The following is a 24,890-nucleotide window of genomic DNA, read 5'->3' on the forward strand; positions in this document are numbered from 1 at the left end:
CTTTCGCGCTTTGGTCGACCAATGTCAATGACCGGGTGCTCCCGGGTGGAGGAGGGCGGTCGATGGACGGCACCGACTGGCGTTCCTATCCCGACCTCGAGCTGGTGGTTCCCCTCCAGGCCGCGCTGTCGGCCTTTCTCCAGTACGGCTACCACGGATCGACGATGCGGGAGATCGCGAGGCGAGCCGGCCTGTCGGTCCCGGGCGTCTACCACTACTACGCCAGCAAGCAGGACATGCTGGTCGCGATCCTGGACCTCACGATGGACGACCTGCTTGCCCGCAGCCGGGCCGCCCGTGCGGACGGGACCGACGCCGTGCAGCGGTTCTCGTACCTGGTCGAGTGCCTGGCGCTCTTCCACACGCACCGCCGCGAGCTCGGGTTCGTCGGGGCCAGCGAGATGCGCAGCCTCGAGGAGCCCCAGCGGGAGCGGCTGGTCGAGTCCCGGCGCCTCCAGCAGCGGATGGTCGACGTCGAGGTGCAGGAGGCCTGCGACGCCGGCCTCTTCGCGGTCGCACGTCCCCGTGACGCCGCTCGGGCGGTGGTCACGATGTGCACCGGCCTGGCGCAGTGGTTCGACCCCTCGGGGCCCGTTACCCCGGAGGACGTGGCGGCGCAGTACGTCGGATTCGCGCTGGACCTGGCGCGCTACCGGGGTGAGTGAGGCTTCCTACGCCGGAGCCGGCCCGGGCGTCAGGGGGCTGTGCAGCACCGAGCGGAAGGCGCCGTCCACGCGGATGGTCTCGCCGGTCAGGTGCGGGCTGCCGATGGCGGCCAGTGACAGCACGATGTCGGCTGCCTCGGCGGCCGTCAGGATGCGACCGGTCGGCTGGTCCCGCTCCATCGCAGCGCGCAGGTCGGGGTCGTGGTAGCGGGACGCGGCGGTCAGCACGGGACCGAAGGCGACGCCGTTGACCCGGATGCCGTACGGCGCCCACTCGTGGCCCAGGGTCTGGGTCAGGCTGTTGAGGGCGGCCTTGGCTGCCGCGTAGTGGGCGGCCCCCGGGTGCGGCAGGTAGGCGGCCGTCGAGCTGATGTTCACGATGCAGCCGGCCTGCTGCTCGCGCATCACCGGGAAGACGGCCCGACAGCACAGGAACGCGCTGGTCAGGGTGGTCTCGATGATCGCGCGCCAGCCGTTCGGCGTGATGTCCTGCGCGGCCGCGAAGAAGAGTCCGGCCGCGTTGTTGACCCACAGGTCGACGCGTCCGAAGCGGTCCACGACCTGGTCGACCAGCGCGTCCACCGCGGGTGCCTCGCGCAGGTCGACGGCGACGCCGAGGACCCGGTCCCCATCCCCTCCGAACTCGTGGGCGACCCGGGCGACCTTCGTCTCACTGCGGCTGGTGACGACCACGCGCATGCCGCGAGCGAGGGCGTCCTGCGCCATGGCGAGGCCGATTCCCGACGTGCTGCCGGTGATCACTGCGACGGTGCTCGGTTCGCTCAAGGGGGTCCTCCGCGGGTGGTTCGCTCCAGGCTTCCCCGCCCGTTGCGGGACCTGTCCGGGACCACTCTCGGCGCATGTGAAGGCCTTCGCAAGCAGTTTGGTAGGCCAAAGTTTTGCTTTGGTTCAAACTTTCGGCTGAAAACTCTTGACGCCGCCGATCTCGGCAGGGCAGTCTCCTCGGCTATGACCTGTCTCACGGTTCTCGGCTGGCAGGTGACAGCACCGAAGAACGTGCGCAGGGAGACTGGTCGCGACGTAGCGACCGTCGCATCGCCCCACGTGCACTGACGGATCTGTGGTGAAACGTCACCGCAGAACTGATGGCAATTCAGGAGGAACAATGCTTAGAGCACGTGCAGGGACTCTCGTCCTGGTGGTCGTGGCCCTGTCGGCCGCGGCCTGCGGTGGCGGCGGGTCGTCGAGCGGAAGCTCCGACTCGACGATCAAGCTGGGCGTGATCAACCCCTTCAGCGGCGCACTCGCCTCTGGTGGTGTCGCAGTGACCCAGGGCTACGAGGTCGCGGTCGACGAGATCAACGCCTCGGGTGGATTGCTCGGCAAGCAGGTCGAGATCGTCAAGGGTGACGCCTCCACGCCCGAGCAGGGAATCTCGGAGGCCAACCGGTTGGCCACCTCGGAGAATGTCGACGTCTTCATCGGCACTTACCTCAGCGCGGTCGCCAACACCGCCAGCCAGACCGCCGAGCGCTACGGGAAGCTCTACTGGGAGACCAACGGTCTCGCCACCGACCTGACCGAGCGCGGGCTCAGCAACTTCGTCCGCTCCGGCCCCAGTGCCACGGCGTTCGGCGAGGTCTCCGCCGAATCGGTCGAGACGCTCGTAGCGCCCAGCATAAATAAGGACGTCCAGGGCCTGAAGGTCTGCCTGAGCCATGAACAGTCCATCTACGGCGAGTCCGTGGCCATCGTCCAGGAGCAGATGCTCAGTGACGCGGGGGCGGATGTCGTCGCGACCGTGGCCTACGACCCGGCCGCGCCGGATCTGGGCAACGTCATCCTCCGGTGCCAGGAGGGCGACCCCGACGTCTGGATGTCGACCGGTTACACCTCCGACTCGAACCTGCTCCTGCAGACCGCCGCGCAGCAGGGCTTCCAGCCCGCCGCGACGATGCTCGTGGGCTCGGGTGACACCTCCGAGACCCAGAAGTCCGTCCCGGAGGCGGATCTCTCCGGCGTGTTCGTGACGTCCTACCTCCATAACGACGCGGCCGAGAGCTACGCACCCGGCATCAGCGACTTCCTGGCCGCCTACGAGAAGAAGTTCACGGGTGAGCCCACGTTCCCCCAGACGATGGCCGCCTACACCGGCGCCAAGCTCCTCTTCGAGGCGATCGAGAAGGCTGGCAGCACCGACCCCGAGGCGATCCGCAAGGTCCTCCCGGAGCTCGAGAAGGAGCTCGGCTCCACCGCTGCTGGTTTCGGTGAGAAGTTCGACGACGAATTCCAAAACACGCTGGCCCTGCCAGCGGTCGTCCAGTGGCAGTCCGGCAAGACCGTGACCGTCTACCCGGAGGCTGCTGCTCCAGAGGGTGCCAAGCCACTCGCGGCCGAGTAGCTCACGCTCGTCCGGTCCGGCACGATGACGTTGTGCCGGACCGGGCGGGGCCACTTGAGAACCATGATCTGACCAGTAGTCACGAAGGAGAGGTGGAAGAGCGATGGACACCTTCATGCGGGTACTCATCATCGCGGTCTTGCTCGGCGGCATCTATGGCCTGGTCGCCATGGGCCTCAACCTGATCTTCGGCGTCGTGCGGGTGGTGAACTTCGCCCACGGCGAGCTCGTCATGCTCGGCATGTACGGCGCCTACTTCCTCAACCAGGTGCTGGGCTGGAACGTCTACGCCACGATGGTCATCGTCGTACCAGCCATGTTCGTGCTAGGCCTGATCATCCAGCGAGTGGTCATCCAACCGCTGAGCGGACAGACCACGATGCAGCTGCTGGCGACCTTCGGCCTGGTCATCGTCTTTCAGAACTCCGTGCTGGCGATTACGGAGGGTGAGGCCTACTCGGTCTCCTCCTCGTTCGCCCGCAACACCTTCGACCTCGGGGTCGCCAAGGTTGACTACGGACGCCTGGTCGTCCTGGTCGCCACCACCGCCGTCGCGGTGGCGCTGTGGTGGCTCATCCACAAGACGTCGTTCGGCCGTTCGGTCCGCGCCGTCACCGAGGACAGGATGGCCGCCCGGCTGATGGGCATCAACGTCGAACGCACGTTCCTGATCGTGTTCGGCATCGGCTCCGCACTCGCCGGCCTCGCCGGCGTCCTGCTGGCCCCCGTCTACACGCTGACCCCGAACGTCGGCCAGAGCTTCATCTTCGCGGCCTTCGCCGTGGTGGTCGTGGGCGGTCTGGGCAGCGTGACGGGTGCCTACCTCGGCGGCTTCCTAATCGGTCTCGTCGAGGCGTTCAGCGGGTACTACATCGACCCCCGCCTCGGGATGGCCTTCTATTTCGGGGTGTTTCTCCTCGTCCTGATCATCCGCCCAGCTGGCTTGTTCGGACGAGCCGGCTCCGAAGAGATGGGTGCATAGTGTCGACCCAAGTGACCCCACGAACTGACGCGCTCGGCAGTATCGCCAAGACCCTGCGGGGTGGCTCGGCGGGCGCCAGCCCGGCCCTCGTGTGGGGGCTCTACGCGGTCAGCATGGCCTTTCTCGGGCTGCTGCTGATGATCGTCCAGGTCGACGCCTACTGGCTCAACATCCTGATCATGACCTACCTCTTCGGCGGGCTCGCCGCGGCTTGGAACCTGATCGGCGGATTCGGTGGCCAGCTCTCGCTGGGCCATGGGGTCTACTTCGCTGTCGGCGCCTACGTCGTCGGGATCACATCCACCCGCTACGACTGGTCGCCCTGGTTGGGCATGGTCCTGGCAGTCCCGATCGCCTGCGCGGTGGCCGGTCTCACCTCCTGGCCGACCTTCCGTCTCCGCGGGCCGTTCTTCGCCATGGCGACGCTGGCGCTCAACCAGGTTGCGCTGGTCCTCGCCCTGTACTTCGACAAGGTGACCGGGGGGCCGGCAGGTATCACCATGCCGTTCGCCCCTTCGCTGCGCGAGGCCGCCTTCATCGAGCGCTGGAAGTACGGCGTGCTCGTGCTCGTCTACCTGATGGTCGCGGTCGCATTGTCCACCTGGATGAGCCGCAGCCGCCTGGGCTATGCCTTGCGCGCCGTGCGCGAGAACGACGAGGCCGCCTCGGCGGCCGGGTTCCACGTCTTCAAGGTCAAGATGCACGGCATGCTGCTGAGCGCGGGAGTGACCGCTGTCGGCGGTGCAATTTACGCGATGTACATCCGCTACATCGACCCCGGTTCTGTGCTGAGCCTGGCGGATGTCAGCGTGCGGCTCGTCCTGATCTGCCTGCTGGGCGGGATTGGGACGGCGACGGGCCCCGTCCTCGGAGCGTTGCTCCTCATCCCCGCCATCACCCTGCTCCAGGCCAAGCTCTCGTCTCAGGCGCCTGGACTCAACCTGGTCGCCGTCGGTGCGATGCTGGTACTCATCCCCCTCCTCATGAGGCGAGGCATCGTCGGCACCGTGGCAGACCTGACGAGAAAGGCGACGACACGATGGTCACGATGACTGAGGGCGCGGTCCCGCTTCTGGAATGCTCCTCCGTCGTTCGACGCTTCGTCGGGATGGTGGCCGTGGACCAGGTCTCCATCAAGGTCAACGAAGGCGACGTCCTCGGGATCATCGGTCCCAACGGTGCCGGCAAGACGACCCTGTTCAACCTGCTCACCGGGCAGCTCAAGCCGAACTCCGGGGAAGTCTTCTTCCGCGGGGAGCGGATCACCGGGCGGCCGGTGCACGAGCGGGCGCGCCTCGGTCTCGGTCGCACCTTCCAGGTGGTCCGTCCGCTGCCGGCGCTCTCGGTGCTCGAGAACACGATGATGGGCGCCTTCGTCAAGCACCCCAAGCGCCGCGACGCGGAGGCGAAGGCCGCCGAGGTGCTGGAGGAGGTGGGTCTCGCCCACGTCGCCAAGCAGCGTGCCGGCGATTTGCCCCTGCCCCTGCGTAAGCGGCTCGAAGTCGCTCGGGCGCTCGCCACCGAGCCCGTGGTGCTGCTTCTCGACGAGGTGATGGCCGGTCTCAACCCCACCGACATCGGCAAGGCGGTGGACCTATTCCACCACCTGCACGAGCGTGGGGTGACCCTGGTGCTCATCGAGCACAACCTCAAGGTGGTGCGCACCCTGTCGCGCCACGTCGTCGTGCTCGACCACGGCGCCGTGCTGGCAGAGGGCACCCCCACCGAGGTCCTGCAGCACCCCGACGTCGTTCGTGCCTACCTCGGCAACCGGAGATGACCATGCCCCTTCTCGAAGTCACCGACCTCCACTCCGGCTACGGAGACCTGCCGGTCGTCCAAGGCGTCACCTTCACCGTCGACGAGGGTGAGATCGTCACCATCGTGGGCCCGAACGGTGCCGGGAAGACCACCCTGCTGGGCACCCTCACCGGCCTGCTCAAGGCCTGGGAGGGCACGGTCAGCTTCGGCGGTGAGGACATCACCAAGATGGCGGCCCACGAGCGCCCGGAAGCGGGGCTGGTGATGGTGCCGGAGGGGCGCAAGCTGTTCCCCTTCATGACCGTGCACGAGAACCTCCTGCTGGGTGCGTTCAGCAAGCGCGGTCGGCGTCAGGCCGACCAGTCGCTCGCCGAGGTCTACGACCTGTTCCCGATCCTGACCGAACGCCGCAACCAGCTGGCCGGCTCGATGTCGGGGGGCGAGCAGCAGATGTGCGCGCTCGGTCGGGCCGTGATGACCCGACCACGGCTGCTGATCCTTGACGAGCCGTCCCTGGGGCTGGCTCCCATCCTCGTCGAGCGGATCCTCGACTTCGTCCGCAAGCTCGCCGAGACGGGCATGACGATCCTGCTGGTCGAGCAGAACGTGCACGACGCCCTGGAGATGGCCAACCGCGCATACGTCCTGGAGCAGGGCAAGGTCGTGATGAGCGGGCCGGGCAAGGAGCTCCTCGCGCGACCGGACCTCCAAGAGGCCTACCTCGGCGTCTGAGCGGGAGTGACGATGAGTGTGCGAGCGTCCGGGTCGGCAGCAGCACTGGTGTGCGTCCGACCTCCCGGCTGGGTCAACGAGGCGGGCGGCGGGATCGCCGACCTGCTGGGCTGGGTTGAGGAGGCCGAGGAGCTGGGCTTCGACGGCGTCTTCGTGGGGGACCGGCTCCTCGGAGAGGCGACGGTCGCGAAAGGGTCTGTGGTGTACGGCGCGTCGATGATCGACGTCACCGTGATCATGGCCGCCATGGCGGCCCGGACCCGACGGCTCCTGATCGGATCCCTGGTCCTCGTCTTCCCCTACCGCCACCCCGTCCAGCTGGCCAAGACGTTCGCGTCGCTGGACGCCCTCTCTGGGGGGCGGGTGGTGCTCGGGGCAGGGATCGGGTGGAACACCCGCGAGTTCGCTGCCCTGGACATCCCCCACGCGGGTCGGGCGGGCCGCTTCGAGGAGGCACTCGGCGTCGTCCGGGCGCTCTGGACCGGGCGTCCCGTTGACCACGATGGCGAGGCCTGGAGCTTCCAGGACGTCCAGGTGCTCCCGGCGCCGGCTCGAGCCGGCGGTCCTCCCGTCTGGCTCGCGTCGTTCTCGCCGGCGCAGGCGCTCGACTGGGCGCCCGACGACCTGCCCGTGGCCAGCCTGCGTCAGCTCGACCGGGTGGGCCGGCTGGCCGACGGGTGGGTCCCGCTGGTGTACTCCGCCTCGCACCGGCGCCGGATCTCGCCCGAGACGCTGGCCGCGGCCTGGCGTCGGGTGCTGGACAGTGCCGAGCAGCACGGGCGCACCCGTGAGGATCTCGACTTCGTCATGTCCGACTGGTGCTACGTCCTCGACGGGCCCGAGTCGGAGGAGCGATGCCGCAGCGCGCTCGCGCGCTTCTTCAGGGGGAGCTGGGAGGACGCGCTGCGCACCTACACGATCGGGACCGCGGCGGAGGTCGTCGAGCAGGTCCGCGCCCAGACGGCGGGGATCGACCGCGTGGACGCCTACATCCTGACGCCGCTCAGCGACGAGACCGACCAGCTCCGTCGGCTGGTGGCCGTCGCTGAGGAGCTGCGGGCCCCCCGGGCCTAGGACGTGTCTGGTTAGTGGAGCCACAGGGTGATGGCTCGTAGTACGACGCCGCCGCGGTAGGTGATGGCGAGCTTGTCGTAGCGGGTGGCGAGTCCTCGCCAGTCCTTGATGCGGTTGAAGCTGCGCTCGACGACGTTGCGGCGCTTGTAGATCACCGGGTCGAAGGCTGGTGGGCGTCCACCGGCGCGGCCGCGGCGCTTGCGGCTGGCGGCCTGGTCGGCGGGCTGGGCGATGGTCGCCTTGATACCGCGGCTGCTCAGCAGGGCGCGGTTGGCCTTGGAGGAGTAGGCCTTGTCGCCCAGGACCCGGTCGGGCCGGGTCCTGGGACGTCCCGGGCCGAGGCGAGCAACACGGACCTGTCCAAGCAGGTGCGGCAACATCGGTGAGTCGCCGCCCTGACCTGGGCCGACGATCACCGCCAACGGACGACATCGTCCATCGACGAGCTGGTGAACCTTGGTCGAGAGACCGCCGCGAGAGCGACCCAATGCGTGATCAACAGGTTCGACGAGGAACCCGTCGACTCTGTTCGTGTAGTTCGACAGATCCCCCTGTGCCGACCAGAGGGGTCCGCGCCAGGCTGGTCGCGTGCTGGTGGGCCCGGTTGATCGTGGAGTCGATGCTGAGGTCCCACTCGACCTCGCCTCGGGCGTCGGCCAGCGCAACCAGATGGGCGTGGATCCGGTCCCAGGTCCCGTCAATGCTGAACCGCTTGTGCCGCTGCCACACCGTCTGCCACGGACCGAACTCGGCTGGTAGGTCACGCCACGCAATCCCGGTGCGGAACCGGTAGATGATCCCCTCCAGGACCTGACGGTGATCCCGGAAGGGCCGATGGCGCCCGTGCCTGACCGGCATCAACGGCTCGATCTGGGCCCAATGAGCATCGCTGAGAACAGCTACGCGTGACATGGCAACAGGAAATCAGCCCTCGGACGCAGTTCTAAGCAGACACGCTCTAGCTCTACCCGGTCCGGGAGGCCCGCCCACGCTGCCTCAGATGACGCCGTTCTGGCTCAGTCGCTCGACCTCGGTCGGGTCCAGGCCCAACCACTCGCCGTAGACGAGGGCGTTGTCCTCCCCGAGCTGGGGACCGGTCCGCCAGACCTGGCCCGGGTCACCGACGAAGTCGGGCACGACACCTTGCATCCGGACCTCGCCGAGATCGTGGTCGGGAACGGTGACGATCGAGCCGCGCTCCTCGAAGACGGGGTCGGCCAGGATGTCGTCCACGTCGAAGACTTTCGACCCGACGACACCGGCTTCCTCCATGAGGGCGAGCGACTCCCCGGTCGAGTGGGCGCCGATCCAGCTGCGCAGTCCGTCGTCGAGGACCTGGGTGCCGGCAACCTGCCGTGCGCTGTCGCTGTAGTCCTCGGTGTCCAGACCGAGGAGACGCACGATGTTCAGCACCGATCGCGGGGTCCCGGAGGTCACCGTCACCCAGCCACCGTCGGCAGCCTGGAAGACGTTCACGACGGCCGCGGGTGCGACCGCGAGCTGGTTGCCTGCCCGGCCGGGCACGATGCCGAGCTGGTCGCGCAGGATGATCTGCCACTCCACGAGGCGCATCAGCGTGTCGGACAGGGCGAGGTCGATCCACTCGCCCTTGCGCTCGGGGTCGCGCTCGCGGCGGGTCAGTGCGGCGCTCACGGCGAAGGCGCCCATCAGGCCCGTGGTCGCGTCGCCGTGCGAGAAGCCGGTGTGCACGGGGGGTCCGTCCTCGAACCCGGTGAGGTAGACGAGTCCGCTGCGGGCCTCGCCCATCTTGCCGAAGCCGGGGGAGTTCCGCTTGCTGCTCCGGGCTCCGTAGCCCGAGATCTGCAGGAGGATCGCGGAGGGGTTCGCCACCCGGACGCTCTCCCAGTCCAGGCCGTACTTCACGACCGTGTCGGCGCGGAACGTCACGATGACGACGTCGGCCCACTCCACCAGGCGCCTGGCCGTGTCCCGGCCGTCTTGCCCACGCAGGTCGAGGGTGACCGAGCGCTTGTTGCGGCCGAGCACCTTCCACCACAGGTGGGTCCCGTCGCGGGCCGGCCCCATGGTCCGGGCGCTGTCGCCGGTGCCCGGAGGCTCGACGTGGACCACATCGGCGCCGAGGTCGGCCATCAGGGTGCCGGCCAGCGGGCCCGCGATGACCTGGGCGAACTCCACGACCTTGATGCCCGCGAGCGGACCGCTTCCGTGGGGATTGGTCGCCTCGTCGCTCATGGTGTGTTCCTCCTGGTGGGCGCGGTACGCCGGTGCGCGGGCCTGTCTGCGGGCCTGTCTGCGGGCCCGTCCTCGGGCCCGAGGGTTGCCCTCTTGCGCCCCGACAGTAAGCCTGACAACCTGAATGGTCAATAGTTAGACCGAAGTTGCGTCGGCTGGCCGGAGCCTCTCGCGCCGAAGCGTGAGGGCACGGGAATTCGCGCGATCCAGAGGGGTGGACATGGCTACGAAGTCTCGACGGGTCGCCGTCATCGGTGCGGGGGCGGGGGGCCTGAGCGCCGCCCGACACCTGGTCGATGCCGGTCACCGGGTGAGCATCTACGAGAAGGGCACCCGGGTCGGCGGGCTCTGGGTCTACGACAACGACAACGGGCTCAGCGCCGCCTACCGCAGCCTGACCATCAACTCGGAACCTCGCGTCACCCACTTCCGCGACTACCCGTTCCCGAGCGGCACGCCCATGTTCCCCTCGCACGAGCAGGTGAGCGGCTACCTCTCCGACTTCGCCGACGACTTCGATCTCCGGCGCCGGATCCGGTTCGCCTCGCCGGTCGAGTCCGTGTCCCCGGTGGACGGGGTGCCCGGGCGGGGGTGGCTGGTCCGCACCGCCCAGGGGGGCGAGGAGACGTACGACGACGTCGTGGTCGCCACGGGCCACCAGGGGGTTCCTGCGCACCCCTCCTGGGCCGACGAGTTCACCGGCCAGTACCTGCACTCGCACGCCTACCGGGAGCCGGAGCGGTTCCGCGGCCAGCGAGTGCTGGTCGTGGGCGTCGGCAACAGCGGCCTCGACATCGCCGCCGACACCTGCACGCTGGCGAGCGCGACGTACATCTCCGCGAGGTCGCCGGTACTGATCATGCCGCGGATGATCCTCGGCCAGCCCTCGGGGCGGGTGCTGGCGAAGATCAACAAGCCCTTCGTGCCCTGGCGGCTCCAACGGATGGCGATGCGGGCCATCAGCCGCGTCTTCCATGGCCGGATGGAGGACTGGGGGTTCCGGACCCCGGCCAACCGGACGCACCCCGCCAGCAATGCGACCTTCATGGCGCACGTCGCCTACCAGAGGATCGTCGTACGGCCGGGCGTCGCAGGTGTCGAGGGGGACGTCGTCCGCTTCACGGACGGCACCAGCGTCCAGGTGGACACGGTGGTCGCCGCGACCGGCTACGAGCTCAGCCTGCCCTTCCTGGCGCCCGACGTCTCGCCGGTCGACGGGCGCCGGCTCGACGCCTATAGGCGGGTCGTCCACGTGCAGTGGCCGGGGCTTTACTTCGTCGGCTTCTTCAACGTCAGTGGTGGCGCCAACATCTCGATGATGGACGTGCAGGCCCAGTGGGTGGCCGCCCTGGTGAGCGGCGAGGTGGGCCTTCCCGACGAGTCGCACATGCGGGACGACATCGCCCAGGAGCGCACGTTCCTGGCCCGCAACTTCCCCGAGGCCGACCGCTACGGCCTCGAGCTGGATCCCAGGCGCTACCGGCGCGAGATCGCCCGCGCCATGCGGCTCAGCTCCGTCGCACGCCCATCCCGCGGGTGACGGGAGCGCGCCAGGCCAGGTCCGCAGCGTCGGCGACCAGCCGGTCGATCGCGTCGACGATGTGCACTGGCCAGAGAGACGCGGCGCGTCCCCAGGTCGACATGGGCCACGGTGAACTCGAGCGTGGCCGCCAGTCGCTCGCTCGTCCGGTCGAGGAGGAACGCCATCCCGTGCACGACCTTGGGTGAGCGCTCGAAGAGCCTGAGGTGGGCCGTCACGTCGTGCCCGACGAGCACCTCGGCGAAGTAGTTCAGGTGGTGCTCGAGCGCAAACGTGCCACAGCCCGTGCGGGTCCGGTAGTCGTCGGTGAGACCGACCTGTCTGAGCATCGTGGCTACGGCGTGGACCGTCAGGTCGAGGTGGTAGCGCACGTTCATGTGGCCGTTGGCGTCCTCGAACGAGTCCGGGATTCCACGGCTCAGGGTCGTGGGCAGACTGGCCACATCGGGATAGGAGGGTGTACTGGATTCCATCTCGGTCCTGTTCCGGTCAGACGTTCCGGCGGTACTGGCCGCCGACCTCGAAGAAGGCCTCGGTGACCTGGCCCAGCGTGCACACGCGAGCCGCGTCCATGAGGACGGCGAAGACGTTCTCGCCGGCGATGGCCGCCTGCTTGAGGCGGTCGAGGGCTTGGGCGGACTCCTCGGTGTGGTTGGTCTGGAAGGCGTGGACCCGGGTCAGCTGGGACTCCTTCTCGGCGTCGGTGGCGCGGGCCAGCTCGACGTGGGCCGGGGTGCCGTCGGCGTCGGGCTTGCGGAAGGTGTTGACGCCGATGATCGGCAGGGAGCCGTCGTGCTTGCGGTGCTCGTAGAGCATGGACTCGTCCTGGATCCGGCCGCGCTGGTAGCCGGTCTCCATCGCGCCGAGAACCCCGCCGCGCTCGTTGATGGCGTCGAACTCGGCCAGGACGGCGGCCTCGACGAGGTCGGTGAGCTCCTCGATGATGAACGAGCCCTGGAGCGGGTTCTCGTTCATCGCCAGGCCCCACTCCTTGTTGATGATCATCTGGATGGCCAGGGCCCGGCGCACCGACTCCTCGCCCGGCGTCGTCACGGCCTCGTCGTAGGCGTTGGTGTGCAGCGAGTTGGCGTTGTCGTAGATCGCGATCAGCGCCTGCAGGGTGGTGCGGATGTCGTTGAAGTCCATCTCCTGGGCGTGCAGGGACCGGCCGGAGGTCTGCACGTGGTACTTCAGCTTCTGGGCACGCTCGCTGGCGCCGTACTTCTCCTTCATCGCCACGGCCCAGATCCGGCGGGCGACGCGCCCGATCACGGAGTACTCGGGGTCCATGCCGTTGGAGAAGAAGAAGGAGAGGTTGGGCGCGAAGTCGTCGATGTCCATGCCGCGCGCGAGGTAGGCCTCGACGTAGGTGAACCCGTTGGCCAGGGTGAAGGCCAACTGGCTGATGGGGTTCGCCCCGGCCTCGGCGATGTGGTAGCCGGAGATGGAGACCGAGTAGAAGTTCCGCATCTGGTGGGCGATGAACCACTCCTGGATGTCGGCCATCATCCGCAGCGAGAACTCGGTCGAGAACAGGCAGGTGTTCTGGCCCTGGTCCTCCTTGAGGATGTCGGCCTGGACGGTGCCCCGCACGTTGGCCAACGCGTACGACGTGAGCTCGGCGTGCTCCTCGGCGGACGGTTCGCGGCCCTCGCGCTCGGTGAACGCGGTGACCTGCTGGTCGATGACGGTGTTGAGGAAGAACGCGAGCACGGTCGGCGCGGGACCGTTGATCGTCATCGAGACCGAGGTGGTCGGCGAGACCAGGTCGAAGCCGTCGTAGAGAACGGACATGTCGTCGAGCGTCGCGACCGAAACCCCGGAGGTGCCGACCTTGCCGTAGACGTCGGGTCGTGGGTCGGGGTCGCGACCGTAGAGCGTCACCGAGTCGAACGCGGTCGAGAGCCGTTTGGCATCGCCGTCGGCGGAGAGGATCTTGAACCGGCGGTTGGTGCGCGCGGGATCGCCCTCGCCGGCGAACATCCGGGCCGGGTCCTCCCCGTCACGCTTGAACGGGAAGACCCCGGCGGTGAAGGGAAAGTAACCCGGCAGGTTCTCCCGGCGCCAGAACCTGACCAGCTCGCCGTGGTCGGTGTACCTCGGCAGCGAGACACGGGGGATCCGGTTGCCGCTCAAGGACTCGCGCGTCAGCGTGGTGACGATCTCCCGGTCGCGGACCCGGGTGACCTGCTCGTCGCCGGAGTAGGACGCCACGACTGCGGGCCACGCCTCGATCTGCTCGACGGTCTCACGGGGCAGGGCCTTGCGGGCCTTCTCAAGGAGGGCAGGGACGTCGCCGTGGTCGCCCTCGGCGAGCTCACGGCTGACCTCGGCCAGCCGCTGCACCCGGCGCGCGGCCTCGGCCAGCTCGTCGGTGCGGGCGTGGTAGCCGCGGACGGTCTCGGTGATCTCAGCGAGGTAGCGGACCCGGTCGGTCGGCACCACCTGACGGATGCCGGAGGAGTGACGGACCTCGACCGCGGGCAGGGTGCCCTCGCTGACGGGCAGACCCGCACGGCCGAGCAGGTCACGCAGGTGCTGGTAGAGCGCGGTCACACCGTCGTCGTTGAAGGTCGCCGCCGAGGTCCCGAAGACCGGCATGTCCTCCGGGCGCTGGCCGAATGCCTCGCGGTTGCGGACCATCTGGCGGCCCACGTCACGCAGCGCGTCCTTGGCGCCGCGGCGCTCGAACTTGTTGATCGCCACGACGTCGGCGAAGTCGAGCATGTCGATCTTCTCCAGCTGGGACGCGGCACCGAACTCGGGCGTCATCACATACATCGCCAGGTCCACGAACGGCACGATCGCCGCGTCACCCTGGCCGATGCCGGGAGTCTCGACGATGACCAGGTCGAAGCCCGCGGACTTGACCACGTCGATGACGTCGACCAGGTGCTCGGGCAGCTCGTGGGCGCCCCGGGTCGCAAGACTGCGGAAGAAGACGGTCGAGTCGCCGGCGCCCGACCTCGCGATGGAGTTCATCCGGATCCGGTCGCCGAGCAGGGCCCCGCCGCCGCGGCGCCGGGTCGGGTCCACGGCGATGACCGCGACCCGGAGCTTGTCCTGCTGGTCGAGGCGCAACCGACGGACCAGTTCATCGGTGAGCGAGGACTTCCCGGACCCGCCGGTTCCGGTGATGCCGAGGACGGGGGTGGCACGGGACCGGGCGGCGGCCCGCACCTGCTCGAGCAGGTCGGCGGGCAGGCGTCCCTGCTCAGCGCCGGTGATGGCCCGCGCGACGGCGGACCGCTCGCCCGCCAGGATCTGCTCGGCGGTGACCTGCCGATCCGCCCAGAGGTCGACGTCGCAGTCGGCGACGACCGAGTTGATCATCCCGACCAGCCCCATCCGCTGGCCGTCCTCCGGCGAGAAGATGGTGACCCCCGAGGCCCGCAGCCGCTCGATCTCGTCGTGGACGATCACACCCCCGCCGCCCCCGACGACCTTGACGTGGCCGGCACCCTGGGCGCGCAGCGACTCGACGAGGTACTCGAAGTACTCGATGTGCCCGCCCTGGTATGACGACACCGCGACGCCCTGCACGTCCTCGTCGAGCGCGGCGTCGACGACCTCCTGCACGGAGCGGTTGTGACCCAGGTGGATCACCTCCGCGCCCTGGCTCTGGAAGATCCGCCGCATGATGTTGATCGAGGCGTCGTGACCGTCGAACAGGCTCGAGGCCGTCACGAGGCGGACGGGGTGGGTCGGGACGTGGAGGTTGGTCATGAGCACCTTCGCAGGGAAGTATTTGGATGTCCTACTATTCAATAGTAGGACGTCCTACTAAGTTGGGAACGTGACGTTGACCCCGGCCCCCTTCTACTTCGACGACTTCCGCGCCGGCCAGCTCTTCCTGAGCCAGGGCCGGACCATCACCGAGACCGACCTGGCCTCCTTCGCTGCCTGGAGCTGGGACACCAACCCGGTGCACACCGACGCGGTCGCCGCAGCGGCTGGGCGGTTCGGCCGTCCGATCGCACACGGGCTCCTGGGCATGTCGATCGCGATGGGCCTGGCCTCGCGGATCGGCGTCTTCGAGGCGTGCTCGATCGCGCTGCTCGGCGTGGACGACTGGCGATTCCTCCGGCCGGTCCTCGTCGGGGACACGCTGCGGTGCCGCGTCGAGATCCTGGCGGTCCGGCGCACCTCCGCGGGAGACGCCGGGGTTCTGGACCGAGCCTTCGCGGTGCTCAACCAGCGCGACGAGGTCGTGCAGGAGGGCCGGATCGGCCTGATGGTGTCGGTGTCCCCAGCTCGCCCGGAGGTCGGCTCAGCCGGGTGACCCGCCGGGCAGGTCGCCAGCGTTGACGCGCAGCTCGGTGAGCAGCGCGGTCAGGGTGGTGACCGCCTCGGGATCGAGCTGGGGGCGTTCGAAGACGGTGGTGTTCAGTTGGGCGGTTGCGCGCTCGACGACGTTGCGGCCGGCCTCGGCGATCGAGGCCAGAACCACTCGCCGGTCCGCATCCTGGCCGAGTCGGCGTACGAAACCCTGACGCTCCAAGCGACCCACTGCGCTGGTCGCGCTGGACGGATGGACCTGCAGCAGCGAGCCGAGGCGGGTCATGGGCATGGCGCCCGCGCTCGAGAAGGAGAGCAGTCGGAGGGCCTCGTAGCGCGCGAAGGTGAGGTCCAGAGGGCGCAGGACTGCGTCGATCCGCTCCAGCAGCAGTTGCTGGACCCGCACCAGCGAGGTCACCATCGCCATTCCGTCGGCCGCCTCCGACCAGCCGTGATCGAGCCACTGCTGGTGCGCCTCCCGGATGGGGTCGCGCTCGCGCGGGCGTCGCGTCACGTGCACCTCATTCTCGGTGGCGGCACCGGTTCTCCGGAGTGGGACCCATATCCTTGGACATCATAGGGTTGGCGACAGCTCGCTGCAGTGATGGACAGGCGGCCGGTGCGTACCGATTGCCGGCGGGCTTGTGAGCGCGCAGTGTTCGAGGGGGACGGTCGACGATCAGAGCGCAGGCAGGTTCGCGTGGCACCAGCTCTGGCGCGTTGCCTTCCATCTCCTGGGATCGGGCCGCGACTGGGATTCGGTGGGTCACGCCCGGTGATGAGATGGCCGCCCCAAACTGGTTGGACGTCCTAGTATTGGATCATGAGCGAAGAGAAGATTGTCCTCGTCGATGGCGCCCGCACTCCGATCGGCAGCTTCGGCGGGGTGTTCAAGGACGTCCCGGGCTTCGAACTCGGCGCCACCGCTTCCCGAGCCGCGCTTGAGCGAGCTAGCGTCGCCGCCCACGACGTGCAGGAAGTCGTGATGGGGTGCATCGGACAGGTGGGTCCGGACGCCTACAACGCCCGCCGGGTCTCGATGGCTGCCGGTCTGCCGACGAACGTGCCGGCGTACACCGTCAACCGGCTCTGCGGGTCCGGGCTGCAGGCCATCTGGTCGGCGGCGATGGAGATGCGCTGGAACGGGCTCGACATCACGCTCGCCGGCGGTGACGAGTCGATGACCCGGATGCCCTTCTACGACTTCGGCGCTCGCGACGGGTACCGGTTGGGTGACCGTTCGCTCGTGGACGGGACTGTCGCGATACTCACCGACCCGTTCCATGGGATTCACATGGGGGTCACGGCCGAGAACGTCGCCGCGAAGTACGGCATCTCTCGCGCGGCCCAGGACGAGTTCGCCGCTGAGTCGCAGCGACGTGCCGCCACGCCGGAGGCGAGGGCGGCGTTCGCGGAAGAGATCGTCGCGGTCGAGGTGGGCGGTCGCAAACCGTTCACGGTGAGCGAGGACGAGCACCCCAAGCCCGGCACCACCGTGGAGACACTGGCGAGCCTGCGCCCAGCCTTCAGCAAGGACGGCTCGGTCACGGCCGGCAACGCGTCGGGCATCAACGACGGAGCCGCCGCCGTGGTGCTGGCGCGGGAGTCGGCGGCCCTCGAGCGTGGCCTCACCCCGCTGGTCTCCCTCGAAGCCGTCGCGACCGCCGCGATGGAGCCCGAACTCATGGGCTACGCACCCGTTCTGGCTCTCAACGCGCTCTTCGAGAAGACAGGCACCTCTCCGGCCGACATCGGCACCATCGAGCTCAACGAGGCGTTTGCCTCGCAAGCCGTCGCGGTCATCCGCGACGCCAAGCTGGACCCGGCGAAGGTCAACCCGTACGGCGGCGCCATCGCCCTGGGCCACCCGGTTGGCGCAACCGGCGCCATCCTGGCGCTCCGCGTCGCCCAGGACCTCGTCCGCCGCGACCTCGAGCTCGGCATCGTAACCATGTGCATCGGTGGCGGCCAGGCGCTGGCCGCGCTCTTCAGGAGGATCTGAGGTGGCCCTCGTGGAGTACACGGTCGTCGACGCCGTAGCGCACATCGAGCTCAACCGCCCGGGCGCCGCCAACGCCTTCGATCTCGACACCACGCGGGAGTTCGCTGCCGCGGTGGACAGGGCCGCGACGGACGTCGAGGCCCGGGCGCTCCTGGTCACCGGAGCGGGGCCGCGGTTCTGCGCCGGGGGCGACGTGGCCTCCTTCGCGTCGGCTCCCGACCAGCCGGCCTACATCCACCGACTGGCGGTCGAGCTCGACGCGGCATTCCAGGCGCTGGCGGCGATCGAGAAGCCCGTCGTCGCCGCAGTGCAGGGCGCCGTCGCCGGGGCGGGGTTGGCCCTGATGCTCAGCTGCGACGTGATCGTGTCCGCGGCCGCGACGAAGTTCGTGTTCGCCTACCCAGGCATCGGCTTCACCCCCGACTGCGGAGTGTCGTATCTCCTACCCCGTGCTGTCGGTCAGCAGCGAGCGCTCACCTTCGCCCTCACCGGCAAGCCGGCCACGGCCGCGGAGGCGCTCGACTGGGGACTGGTCTCGGAGGTCGTCGCCGATCCCGTGGCCTGGGCCCGTGACCTGGCTGCCGGGTTCGCCGCCGGCCCGGCGACGGCCCTGGGGAACGTACGACGGCTGCTGCGCCAGGGATGGGACATGTCGCGCGCAGAGACCGGTGCGGAGGAAGCGCGCACGATCACCGAGATGGTGAAGGGCCACGAGGCCCAGACGCTGATCGCCCGCTTCGTGACCCGCTGATCAGCGCGGAGCCATCCGCAGCGCACCGTCCAGCCGGATGGTCTCCCCGTTGAGGTAGTCGAGGTCGATGAGCGACAGCGCCAGGTCCGCGTACTCGTCCGGGCGTCCGAGCCGTTGCGGGAACGGGATACCGGCGGCGAGCCCGGCCCGGAACTCCTCCGAGACGGTCGCCAGCATCGGCGTCTCGACGATTCCGGACGCGATGGTCAACACCCGGATGCCGTACTGCGCGAGGTCCCTGGCCGCGGGCAGGGTCAGGCCGACCACGCCGTCCTCAAGATGTGGTTCGCGCGGCGCAGCTCGCGGTTCTCCCGCTCAAGCTCGGCCAACCGGTGCGCGTCGCTGGTGGTGGTGCCTGGCCGGACACCGCCGTCGACCTCGGCCTGCCGGACCCAGTTACGCAGGGTCTCGGGATGCATGCCGAGCTGCTCGGCCACACGCGCGATCGCGCCCTGCTTCGTCGCCGGGTCCGCCCGCAGTTCCACCGCCATCCGGGTGGCTCGCTCACGCAACTCGTCGGGGTACTTCCTGGGTGCTGCCATGACTCTCATCCTCCATGGATTGAGAGCCTCCATCAGACCCGGGGCGATTCACGTCACGGTTGCCGGTTGCGGCAACGACTCGCCTGGGGACGGGTCCAGCGGTCCATCAGGACATCCACTGACTGGTGCTGTGGGATCCCACGGATCGGGGGTGCCGTCGTGGCCGGCGCCGACCGACGTGACTGGCCGCGTCAAAGCTGCTGGCCTGGATCTGGGGCCGATGGGTATGGCTGAGCGTTACCACCCTCAGCTTCAGGTTGTCATCGGCGGCCAGCAGGTTCTGGTGCCGGCGAACATAGGTGTGGACGCGGCCACGGGTGCGATGTCGGCGGTCCACACCCATACCGACGATCCACATCGAAGCCGCTACATCCGGTGAGGCCGCGTCGGGCTGGATGATGTCAAACGGCAGTTCCGACATCAGTTCGATGTACTCGCCGCGCACCCCCGGCGCGTCGAGGACGACGAGGTGGCCCAGCCGTACCCGTGGCCCTGGACTTCCAGTTCCACAACCGCATAGCGCAGGTATCGAACATCGGACTCCTTCGTCGCCTTTATGAACAAATCGGACCACATCATGCGATCTACTCGGAGAAAGTGATCTCAACTCCGGGGCGTATCGAACGAGCCTGTCAGGGCCACGAGCGCATCCTGAACGCCATCGTGCAGAGCGGCGCAGAAGCTGCCCGGACATCGGCGTCGGATCATCTCCGCTCAGCTGAAGGTGACCTCGTCGCAGCGAGCCAACCGGACTGACCCGTGTGTGCCGACATCGCCGCCCGGCGGGCCGCCCACAGCACATACCGCTCGCCTTCGACTCCCAACCGGAAGCCCAGACCGAGTTCGCTGCTGACGTCGACTGGTACGACGCCCGCGAGGCTGGTGTAGTCGGCCGCTTCGCGGAAGCGGTCCGTGCAGCCATCGACGCTGCCGTCGACGACCCCGCGGCCTGGGCGGCGTGGTTGGGATCGTCAGCCGGTCGTGCGTTTGAAGGGCGTGACCGGCTTCCCCTTTAGGGGTCGTCTACTTCGTTGAGCACGACGTGTTGACAATCGTGGTCGTGGCTCACGCCAAGCGCCGACCGAGCTACTGGCGAGATCGAGGCAGTCCCTGACGCAGCCACCGCGCGTCGCCAGCGGTCCGCAAATAGTCCGCAAGAAGTTCGGCCGAGACCGACGATCGCCGACGACCTCCAACGGTCTTGAGAGCGCGTTTCCGCAGGTCAGACCGTGTTTTTCGACCTCGACCAACGATGACCAACTACAGCCGAAACCCCCCGTGATCGTTCCGCTTCAACGTGTAAACGTGCAGGTCAGCGCCTGAGAGTCACGGCCGGCCCTCACAGTGCCCTCACCAGCGCCAAGGACCTCAGCCGCGCTGACGCGTTCCGAACCCGGCTCTCGGCGTTGGGCCACAGGTGTGCGTACGTCGCCGGAGGAGTCGCCTAGGCTCCCCGGTATGAGCGCGGTTCGCCGACGCCAAGCGCCTGGCGGGGTCGAAGCCGCGGGGGACGTGGCCACCCGAGTTCGTCGGCATGATCAAGGGCGGCCCTTCTGACGGATCGACCGCCGTCGGCCGAGGCGGCGTATCGTGATGGGCATGGTGAACCCCGCTCTCCAGTCAGCGATCGAGGCGATGAGCCTCGATGAGCGCTTGGAGCTGGTCGAGTACATCGAGGGCACGGTTCCGGTCGCCGTGACCGAGCGGCAGAAGGCCACGATCCGGTCTCGTGCCGCCGAGCTTGAGGCCGACCCGTCGATCGGCCTGTCCTGGGGCGAACTCAAGGCGCGGCTCGCCGCCCGTCGGGCGTGACCCTTCGACCAGTGGTCTTCCACCCCGGTGTGGAGGACGACCTCGCCTCGATCTATGAGCACTACGAGGCGTTCGATTCGTCACTCCCCGGACGGTTCGAGGCCCGCCTTGATGATCAGGTCGAGCGCATCGAGATGTTCCCCGAGTCGGGAGCAGTCCTGTTTGAGCCTTACCGCCGCGTCCTGCTGAAGCGGTTCCCGTACATGGCCGTCTACGTCGTGCGCAACGACCGGATCGACGTGCTTGCCGTGATCGGTGTCCGACGAGATCCGGAGTCGATCGAGGCGGCAGTCTCCGGGCGAGGCGATGAGTAGGTCCTCCGTCCTCTCGTTGCCCTCAATCTGCCGCCCCTTCGGTCCGTACAGACTCCGCAAGTAATTCAGCGGGATGGTGGGAACTCGACGTCGGGCGTCGGACCACGGAGATGAGCGAAGGGTCCGTACGCCGGGTCCGTGAGGCGCACACGGTCGTTGTGCTGCTTGCTGGTCGGACGCCGCCCGACGTCCGCAAGTAGCCTGCAAGAAGTCCAGCCGAGGCCGACGATCGTCCGCGACGCCCGACCGTCCCGAGAACGCGCGGGTGCCGTTGACCGTCGATATAATGGAGGATAATCTCAGTTATATGAGAACTGAGGCGCCACTCCTCGCTCCGATCTTCCGGTCGGAGGGTCAGGCGCGACTGCTCTCCACCTTGTTGCTCACCGGCGAGGAACTGAGCGTCACCGATCTGGCCAAACGGGCCGGCCTGGCTTACCCGACCGCGCACCGTGAGGTCGCGCGCCTGGTGGGTGCCGGCATCCTGAGCGAGCGACAGGTGGGCCGCACGAGGCTGATCCGCGGCAACGCCGAGAGTCCGCTGGTAAACCCCTTGCGCGAGATCCTCACGATCGCGACCGGCCCGGTGGTGATCCTCGCCGAGGAGCTTGCCCGCATCGACGGGATCGAGTCGGCGTTCCTCTACGGCTCCTTCGCTGCGCGGATGCTCGGGGAGGCCGGTCCGGCACCGCACGACATTGACGTCATGGTGCTCGGTGAGCCCGACGTGGACGCGGTCTACGAGGCGTGCACCCGGATCGAGGCCGCGGTGCACCGTCCCGTGAACCCGACGATCCTCACCCCTGAGGAGTTCGCCGTGCGCTCCGGATTCCTGGACAACGTGCGCAGCGGCAAGGTTGTCGCCGTGATCGGGGAGCTGCCGTGGCGCTGACCCCGCTCACCCGCGTCCAGCAGGCGACGGTCCTCGCCTTGGTCGAGGCGCGACGTCTCGATGTCGTGCCCGCAGACGTCGCGCGTGCGACCTCGTTTCTGCGCCAGGCCGAGGAGCGACTGAACCAACTGCCGCTGCTCACCAGTGTCGTCGTCAGGTACGGCATCGCCTACGACGCCTGTCACGACACGGGTGAGGCCCTGCTGGCGGCGTACGGCTTCCGGACGACCAACGGGCCCGGCCAACACGATGCGCTCGGCCGGTATCTGCGTGCCGTCTTCGACAAACCGCCCGCGAAAAGGGCGGCGCAAGAGTTCGACCGCCTGCGACGCGCTCGCAACCAGGACCGCTACGAGGCGAGGCCGGTGGGTGCCGCGGCGACCGAGAAGGCCGAGCAGGTCGCTCGGACGCTGTTCGACGCCGCCCTCGTCAGAGGGCTCTCGTCGTGATCGCCCAGCTGGTCGGCGGTACGCCCGGAAGTGACTGTCCGGGTCTCGCTGTTGCCGGGCAATCTGAGGGCATGGTGAATCCGGCCCTGCATCAGCCATCGAGGTCACCGAGGAGCAGCTTGGGCTCGACCAGTTGTCGCAACGAACCTCGCGTTGAGGGTCCGTCTACTCCTCCCGAACCGTCACCGCCGCCATCGACTGTCGCCCGTAGACCCAGCAGATGAGTTCAGTGGGCGCGCCGCTGACGACGACCTCGGGACGGCCACGGCCGGATGCAGCCCGGCGACCGTCGGGGTGCTCCAGGACCAGACCGGCCGGTAGCCGCCGTCGTAGGGCCCTGGCGGCGGCGCGGGTCCGCAGCCAGAGCGCTTCCTGCAGCTCATCGTCAGGAGCCGGCTGGAGGACGCCGTGAGGGCGGGCCACATCCTGGGTGTGGACGTAGTACTCGCCCAGTGCGTGGCGGTGGTCCTCCCAGCGATCCAGGGGCATGCAGGCGATGGCACCCGACTCCGAGCGGAGCTGGTCGATGAGATCTCCGTAAGGCCACCGGCGACGGATCCGTTCAGCGCGCTGTCTCGTGAGCGGGGCGAGCAGAGGCACGACCATGCCTGCCCAGGCCAGCGGCTCGCGTTTGATCAGCAACAGGTGGAGCGCAAGGTCGTGCGCGGACCAGCCTGCACACAGTGTCGCCGCGCCCGGATCCACAGCGGCCAGCGCATCGCAGCAGCGCTGGAGCTGGCGGTCTCTGATGTCGGCGGTGCTCACCCCTCGATCTTGGCAGCCGCCCGCGGATCTCTTGCTCCTGACGTGACGTGAGGTCCTCACGTGAGAGGCATGACCAGCCCTGCCCCCGACAAGTGTTGGGGCATCGGCGACGTTGCCCGACGTACCGGTGTCACCGAACGCACCCTGCGCTACTACGAGGAGCTCGGCCTCCTGGCTCCGGTCCGCGGTGCCGGCGGCCGACGCCGGTACGACGGCCGCACCCTCGATCGGCTCTACCGAATCCGGCTGTTCCGTAGCTGGGCACCCCTGTGGCCGACGTCAACCCCGATGCAGACGACCTGCGAGAGCTGACCGGCCCCCGAGCACCGGATGGTCTCACCGCTCACCGAGCTCGACGAACCGGAGATCCCATGGCCCAGGTGACTCCCTACCTCTGCGTCTTCTCGTTGCTCTGAGTGGCACGTCTTCAGGATCCTCGAGGCCTCACCCAGCCACCGGCTCTGATCGCGCGCGTTTCGTCCCGCCTCGTCGGGACCATGGACCCTGATGACGAGGCGCGGTGCGCTGCAGGCTGGACGTGAGAGACCGATCGGTCCCTCAGTCATTGAGGAGTCCAGACATGAACACGACCACGCTCGTCGCCCTGCCTTTCGCGCTCGGCCTGCTGATCGCCCTACCCGGTGCCGCCCAGGCGGAACCGGCGCCGGGCGACTTCGGCCAGCACGTGTCTTCCTGCGCGCAGACCATGGGACTGAGTGGCGACCACAATCCGGGCGTCCATCGGGGGGCCCATGACTGGGACGGCATGCCCTGTTGAGCCGTCGGACGCGCAGCGCTGCGACGTCAGGTCGCAGCGCTGCGAGGTCAGACGTCAGGCCGGCGCAACCACCTGGTGGCGCTGAGCAAGCCAGGCGACGACCGGGTAGCCCGTGACGAGGCCGAGCATGATGCCGACCTGCATGAGGAACCAGAAAGTTCCGTCGCTGGCCGGTGGCATGAACTCGTTGAAGTGCAGCAGGAGCATCCAGCCGCCCATGCCGATGTCGAACGCCAACACCGTCAGGATCGCTGCTGCGGCGGCCGCCCTGAGCGGGGTCGGGGTGCCGGAGCCGTGGCGAGCAGACGCGCGTTCGTAGGCGAACAGAAACGTCATGGCGAGCAACCCGATGACGATGATCATGACCCACAGGTTGATCCCGGCGATGGTGAGGCCTGAGGCGATCACCAGGGGAACCCCGACGAGGTGCGCCACGGCCGAGGCCCCGCCCCCGGGAAGTCCAGCGACGGCGACGGGCTGCGGGCCGGAGGCCGGGTTGGTTGCCTCGTACGACGTGGTCGTGGCGGTGGTGCGCGGTGTGCGCCCGTGCCTGGCGTAGGGGGCGATCGCGAACGGTCCGAGGTAGAGCGCCGAGGCGATCCAGACCAGTTCTGCTGCGACGGTGCCGTGCCGCCGCTGGCGCGCGTAGATGTCGTAGCCGATCGCGGCTGCCGTGAGGAGCGCGAGGGCGATGTAGGCCCACGCGAGAGGGGTGAGCCAGTCAGGTACGCGGTTGCTCATCTGCATGTCCATGGTGGTTCCGTCCTTCGAAGTCGTGTTCGTCACGTGGTGACGGTGAGGTATCGGGAGAGGTGGCGGTGGCTCAGCCTGGGGCCGAGCGACCTGTCACACCCTCCACACGCACAACGAGGTCGCACTCACCGAGGACCACCCGTGCCAGCCGCCGGGTCCGTGGTGCACCGAGTCCGCGCGGGGACCGGTGGCAGAGATGTGCAGTCGCCGCTCAGGTCGCACCG

Annotated in this window: 28 protein-coding genes and 1 pseudogene; 18 read left to right on the top strand and 11 right to left on the bottom strand. The window is 68.5% G+C overall.

The genetic code is table 11. The annotated features are described in order from the left end of the window. Positions 1-62 precede the first annotated feature (62 nt). Complete coding sequence (locus tag BM204_RS12520; protein ID WP_091113797.1) at positions 63-665, top strand: TetR/AcrR family transcriptional regulator; 603 nt, start codon at positions 63-65, stop codon at positions 663-665. Between the two features lie 6 nt (positions 666-671). On the opposite strand, the gene BM204_RS12525 is transcribed toward BM204_RS12520, so the two are convergent. After that, on the bottom strand, positions 672-1,451 hold the full coding sequence (locus tag BM204_RS12525; RefSeq protein ID WP_143099755.1) for an SDR family NAD(P)-dependent oxidoreductase: 780 nt from the start codon (positions 1,449-1,451) through the stop codon (positions 672-674). Between the two features lie 340 nt (positions 1,452-1,791). Here BM204_RS12525 and BM204_RS12530 point away from each other — a divergent pair, with 340 nt between their 5' ends. From BM204_RS12530 to BM204_RS12555, 6 genes are all read left to right on the top strand, one after another. Then, on the top strand, positions 1,792-3,027 hold the full coding sequence (locus BM204_RS12530) for an ABC transporter substrate-binding protein (RefSeq protein ID WP_091113801.1): 1,236 nt from the start codon (positions 1,792-1,794) through the stop codon (positions 3,025-3,027). A 103-nt stretch (positions 3,028-3,130) separates the two neighbouring features. Beyond that, positions 3,131-4,009: a branched-chain amino acid ABC transporter permease gene (locus BM204_RS12535; RefSeq protein ID WP_091113804.1), complete on the top strand. Its 879-nt coding sequence runs from the start codon at positions 3,131-3,133 to the stop codon at positions 4,007-4,009. Between the two features lie 11 nt (positions 4,010-4,020). Beyond that, positions 4,021-5,061 (top strand): branched-chain amino acid ABC transporter permease, encoded by a 1,041-nt coding sequence (locus BM204_RS12540; RefSeq protein ID WP_143099756.1) that lies wholly within the window; start codon positions 4,021-4,023, stop codon positions 5,059-5,061. After that, entirely contained in the window at positions 5,058-5,789 is a 732-nt protein-coding gene (locus tag BM204_RS12545; RefSeq protein WP_091113966.1) for an ABC transporter ATP-binding protein, read from the top strand. Before BM204_RS12540 ends, BM204_RS12545 begins: the two co-directional genes overlap by 4 nt. A gap of 2 nt (positions 5,790-5,791) precedes the next feature. Continuing rightward, positions 5,792-6,502: an ABC transporter ATP-binding protein gene (locus BM204_RS12550; protein WP_091113810.1), complete on the top strand. Its 711-nt coding sequence runs from the start codon at positions 5,792-5,794 to the stop codon at positions 6,500-6,502. Positions 6,503-6,514: 12 nt separating this feature from the next. Then, the gene (locus BM204_RS12555) at positions 6,515-7,576 is read left to right on the top strand and encodes an LLM class flavin-dependent oxidoreductase (RefSeq protein WP_091113811.1); all 1,062 of its coding nucleotides are present in this window, start codon (positions 6,515-6,517) and stop codon (positions 7,574-7,576) included. A gap of 11 nt (positions 7,577-7,587) precedes the next feature. On the opposite strand, the pseudogene BM204_RS12560 reads toward BM204_RS12555, so the two are convergent. After that, positions 7,588-8,488, bottom strand: a pseudogene (locus tag BM204_RS12560) (IS5 family transposase). Positions 8,489-8,572: 84 nt separating this feature from the next. Next, the gene (locus tag BM204_RS12565) at positions 8,573-9,790 is read right to left on the bottom strand and encodes a CaiB/BaiF CoA transferase family protein (protein WP_091113814.1); all 1,218 of its coding nucleotides are present in this window, start codon (positions 9,788-9,790) and stop codon (positions 8,573-8,575) included. A 220-nt stretch (positions 9,791-10,010) separates the two neighbouring features. On the opposite strand from BM204_RS12565, the gene BM204_RS12570 reads away from it, so the two are divergent. Beyond that, on the top strand, positions 10,011-11,330 hold the full coding sequence (locus tag BM204_RS12570; protein WP_091113816.1) for a flavin-containing monooxygenase: 1,320 nt from the start codon (positions 10,011-10,013) through the stop codon (positions 11,328-11,330). Here the strand turns inward: BM204_RS12570 and BM204_RS12575 are convergent. Both BM204_RS12575 and icmF read right to left on the bottom strand, forming a co-directional pair. After that, on the bottom strand, positions 11,267-11,773 hold the full coding sequence (locus BM204_RS12575; protein WP_170259138.1) for a thioesterase family protein: 507 nt from the start codon (positions 11,771-11,773) through the stop codon (positions 11,267-11,269). The two genes, BM204_RS12570 and BM204_RS12575, sit on opposite strands and share 64 nt — an antisense overlap. 46 nt (positions 11,774-11,819) lie before the next feature. After that, positions 11,820-15,056, bottom strand: a complete 3,237-nt coding sequence (icmF, locus tag BM204_RS12580; protein ID WP_091113820.1) for a fused isobutyryl-CoA mutase/GTPase IcmF — start codon at positions 15,054-15,056, stop codon at positions 11,820-11,822. A gap of 70 nt (positions 15,057-15,126) precedes the next feature. On the opposite strand from icmF, the gene BM204_RS12585 reads away from it, so the two are divergent. Then, positions 15,127-15,612 (top strand): MaoC/PaaZ C-terminal domain-containing protein, encoded by a 486-nt coding sequence (locus BM204_RS12585; RefSeq protein WP_246166222.1) that lies wholly within the window; start codon positions 15,127-15,129, stop codon positions 15,610-15,612. Here the strand turns inward: BM204_RS12585 and BM204_RS12590 are convergent. Next, on the bottom strand, positions 15,601-16,122 hold the full coding sequence (locus BM204_RS12590) for a MarR family transcriptional regulator (RefSeq protein ID WP_246166223.1): 522 nt from the start codon (positions 16,120-16,122) through the stop codon (positions 15,601-15,603). The two genes, BM204_RS12585 and BM204_RS12590, sit on opposite strands and share 12 nt — an antisense overlap. Positions 16,123-16,431: 309 nt before the next feature. On the opposite strand from BM204_RS12590, the gene BM204_RS12595 reads away from it, so the two are divergent. Both BM204_RS12595 and BM204_RS12600 read left to right on the top strand, forming a co-directional pair. After that, a complete protein-coding gene (locus tag BM204_RS12595) occupies positions 16,432-17,610 on the top strand; it encodes a thiolase family protein (protein ID WP_218031197.1) in 1,179 nt (392 codons plus the stop codon). A gap of 1 nt (position 17,611) precedes the next feature. Next, on the top strand, positions 17,612-18,361 hold the full coding sequence (locus BM204_RS12600) for an enoyl-CoA hydratase/isomerase family protein (protein WP_091113825.1): 750 nt from the start codon (positions 17,612-17,614) through the stop codon (positions 18,359-18,361). Here BM204_RS12600 and BM204_RS12605 read toward each other — a convergent pair whose 3' ends face one another. The 3 genes from BM204_RS12605 to BM204_RS22670 all read right to left on the bottom strand — a co-directional run bounded on the left by BM204_RS12605 (position 18,362) and on the right by BM204_RS22670 (position 19,348). Further along, positions 18,362-18,628 carry an SDR family oxidoreductase gene (locus BM204_RS12605; protein WP_218031198.1) on the bottom strand — a complete coding sequence of 89 codons (267 nt, stop codon included), beginning with the start codon at positions 18,626-18,628 and terminating at the stop codon, positions 18,362-18,364. Then, positions 18,616-18,903, bottom strand: coding sequence for a transposase (locus BM204_RS12610; protein ID WP_170259139.1), 288 nt, complete (start codon positions 18,901-18,903; stop codon positions 18,616-18,618). The genes BM204_RS12605 and BM204_RS12610 overlap by 13 nt, the downstream gene beginning before the upstream one ends. Positions 18,904-19,009: 106 nt before the next feature. Next, positions 19,010-19,348 carry a hypothetical protein gene (locus BM204_RS22670; RefSeq protein WP_170259140.1) on the bottom strand — a complete coding sequence of 113 codons (339 nt, stop codon included), beginning with the start codon at positions 19,346-19,348 and terminating at the stop codon, positions 19,010-19,012. Between the two features lie 41 nt (positions 19,349-19,389). Here BM204_RS22670 and BM204_RS12620 point away from each other — a divergent pair, with 41 nt between their 5' ends. The 5 genes from BM204_RS12620 (at position 19,390) to BM204_RS12645 (ending at position 22,370) form a co-directional block, all read left to right on the top strand. After that, positions 19,390-19,659, top strand: a complete 270-nt coding sequence (locus tag BM204_RS12620; protein ID WP_091113829.1) for an FCD domain-containing protein — start codon at positions 19,390-19,392, stop codon at positions 19,657-19,659. An 843-nt stretch (positions 19,660-20,502) separates the two neighbouring features. After that, positions 20,503-20,715 (top strand): addiction module protein, encoded by a 213-nt coding sequence (locus BM204_RS12630; RefSeq protein ID WP_170259141.1) that lies wholly within the window; start codon positions 20,503-20,505, stop codon positions 20,713-20,715. An 11-nt stretch (positions 20,716-20,726) separates the two neighbouring features. Further along, positions 20,727-21,029, top strand: coding sequence for a type II toxin-antitoxin system RelE/ParE family toxin (locus BM204_RS12635; RefSeq protein WP_170259142.1), 303 nt, complete (start codon positions 20,727-20,729; stop codon positions 21,027-21,029). 307 nt (positions 21,030-21,336) lie between these two features. After that, positions 21,337-21,921 (top strand): ArsR family transcriptional regulator, encoded by a 585-nt coding sequence (locus tag BM204_RS12640; protein WP_091113838.1) that lies wholly within the window; start codon positions 21,337-21,339, stop codon positions 21,919-21,921. Further along, on the top strand, positions 21,912-22,370 hold the full coding sequence (locus BM204_RS12645; protein ID WP_091113839.1) for a HEPN domain-containing protein: 459 nt from the start codon (positions 21,912-21,914) through the stop codon (positions 22,368-22,370). The genes BM204_RS12640 and BM204_RS12645 overlap by 10 nt, the downstream gene beginning before the upstream one ends. 165 nt (positions 22,371-22,535) lie before the next feature. Here BM204_RS12645 and BM204_RS12650 read toward each other — a convergent pair whose 3' ends face one another. Continuing rightward, complete coding sequence (locus BM204_RS12650) at positions 22,536-23,135, bottom strand: maleylpyruvate isomerase family mycothiol-dependent enzyme (protein WP_170259143.1); 600 nt, start codon at positions 23,133-23,135, stop codon at positions 22,536-22,538. A 69-nt stretch (positions 23,136-23,204) separates the two neighbouring features. Here BM204_RS12650 and BM204_RS12655 point away from each other — a divergent pair, with 69 nt between their 5' ends. Together BM204_RS12655 and BM204_RS12660 are read left to right on the top strand one after the other, a co-directional pair. Next, entirely contained in the window at positions 23,205-23,447 is a 243-nt protein-coding gene (locus tag BM204_RS12655) for a MerR family transcriptional regulator (protein WP_091113845.1), read from the top strand. A 268-nt stretch (positions 23,448-23,715) separates the two neighbouring features. After that, positions 23,716-23,913 (top strand): hypothetical protein, encoded by a 198-nt coding sequence (locus BM204_RS12660; protein ID WP_091113846.1) that lies wholly within the window; start codon positions 23,716-23,718, stop codon positions 23,911-23,913. Positions 23,914-23,967: 54 nt separating this feature from the next. Here the strand turns inward: BM204_RS12660 and BM204_RS12665 are convergent, their stop codons facing one another. Further along, the gene (locus BM204_RS12665) at positions 23,968-24,699 is read right to left on the bottom strand and encodes a DUF4396 domain-containing protein (RefSeq protein ID WP_143099759.1); all 732 of its coding nucleotides are present in this window, start codon (positions 24,697-24,699) and stop codon (positions 23,968-23,970) included. Positions 24,700-24,890: the final 191 nt, after the last annotated feature.

Source organism: Nocardioides psychrotolerans (assembly GCF_900113685.1).
Lineage (GTDB): Bacteria > Actinomycetota > Actinomycetes > Propionibacteriales > Nocardioidaceae > Nocardioides > Nocardioides psychrotolerans.

Coding starts and splice junctions, on each gene's coding strand:
- BM204_RS12520 (WP_091113797.1), top strand. CDS start 63: ATGGACGGCACCGACTGGCGTTCCTATCCCGACCTCGAGCTGGTGGTT.
- BM204_RS12530 (WP_091113801.1), top strand. CDS start 1,792: ATGCTTAGAGCACGTGCAGGGACTCTCGTCCTGGTGGTCGTGGCCCTG.
- BM204_RS12535 (WP_091113804.1), top strand. CDS start 3,131: ATGGACACCTTCATGCGGGTACTCATCATCGCGGTCTTGCTCGGCGGC.
- BM204_RS12545 (WP_091113966.1), top strand. CDS start 5,058: ATGACTGAGGGCGCGGTCCCGCTTCTGGAATGCTCCTCCGTCGTTCGA.
- BM204_RS12550 (WP_091113810.1), top strand. CDS start 5,792: ATGCCCCTTCTCGAAGTCACCGACCTCCACTCCGGCTACGGAGACCTG.
- BM204_RS12555 (WP_091113811.1), top strand. CDS start 6,515: ATGAGTGTGCGAGCGTCCGGGTCGGCAGCAGCACTGGTGTGCGTCCGA.
- BM204_RS12565 (WP_091113814.1), bottom strand. CDS start 9,790: ATGAGCGACGAGGCGACCAATCCCCACGGAAGCGGTCCGCTCGCGGGC.
- BM204_RS12570 (WP_091113816.1), top strand. CDS start 10,011: ATGGCTACGAAGTCTCGACGGGTCGCCGTCATCGGTGCGGGGGCGGGG.
- icmF (WP_091113820.1), bottom strand. CDS start 15,056: ATGACCAACCTCCACGTCCCGACCCACCCCGTCCGCCTCGTGACGGCC.
- BM204_RS12595 (WP_218031197.1), top strand. CDS start 16,432: ATGAGCGAAGAGAAGATTGTCCTCGTCGATGGCGCCCGCACTCCGATC.
- BM204_RS12610 (WP_170259139.1), bottom strand. CDS start 18,903: ATGGCAGCACCCAGGAAGTACCCCGACGAGTTGCGTGAGCGAGCCACC.
- BM204_RS12630 (WP_170259141.1), top strand. CDS start 20,503: ATGGTGAACCCCGCTCTCCAGTCAGCGATCGAGGCGATGAGCCTCGAT.
- BM204_RS12640 (WP_091113838.1), top strand. CDS start 21,337: ATGAGAACTGAGGCGCCACTCCTCGCTCCGATCTTCCGGTCGGAGGGT.
- BM204_RS12655 (WP_091113845.1), top strand. CDS start 23,205: ATGACCAGCCCTGCCCCCGACAAGTGTTGGGGCATCGGCGACGTTGCC.
- BM204_RS12660 (WP_091113846.1), top strand. CDS start 23,716: ATGAACACGACCACGCTCGTCGCCCTGCCTTTCGCGCTCGGCCTGCTG.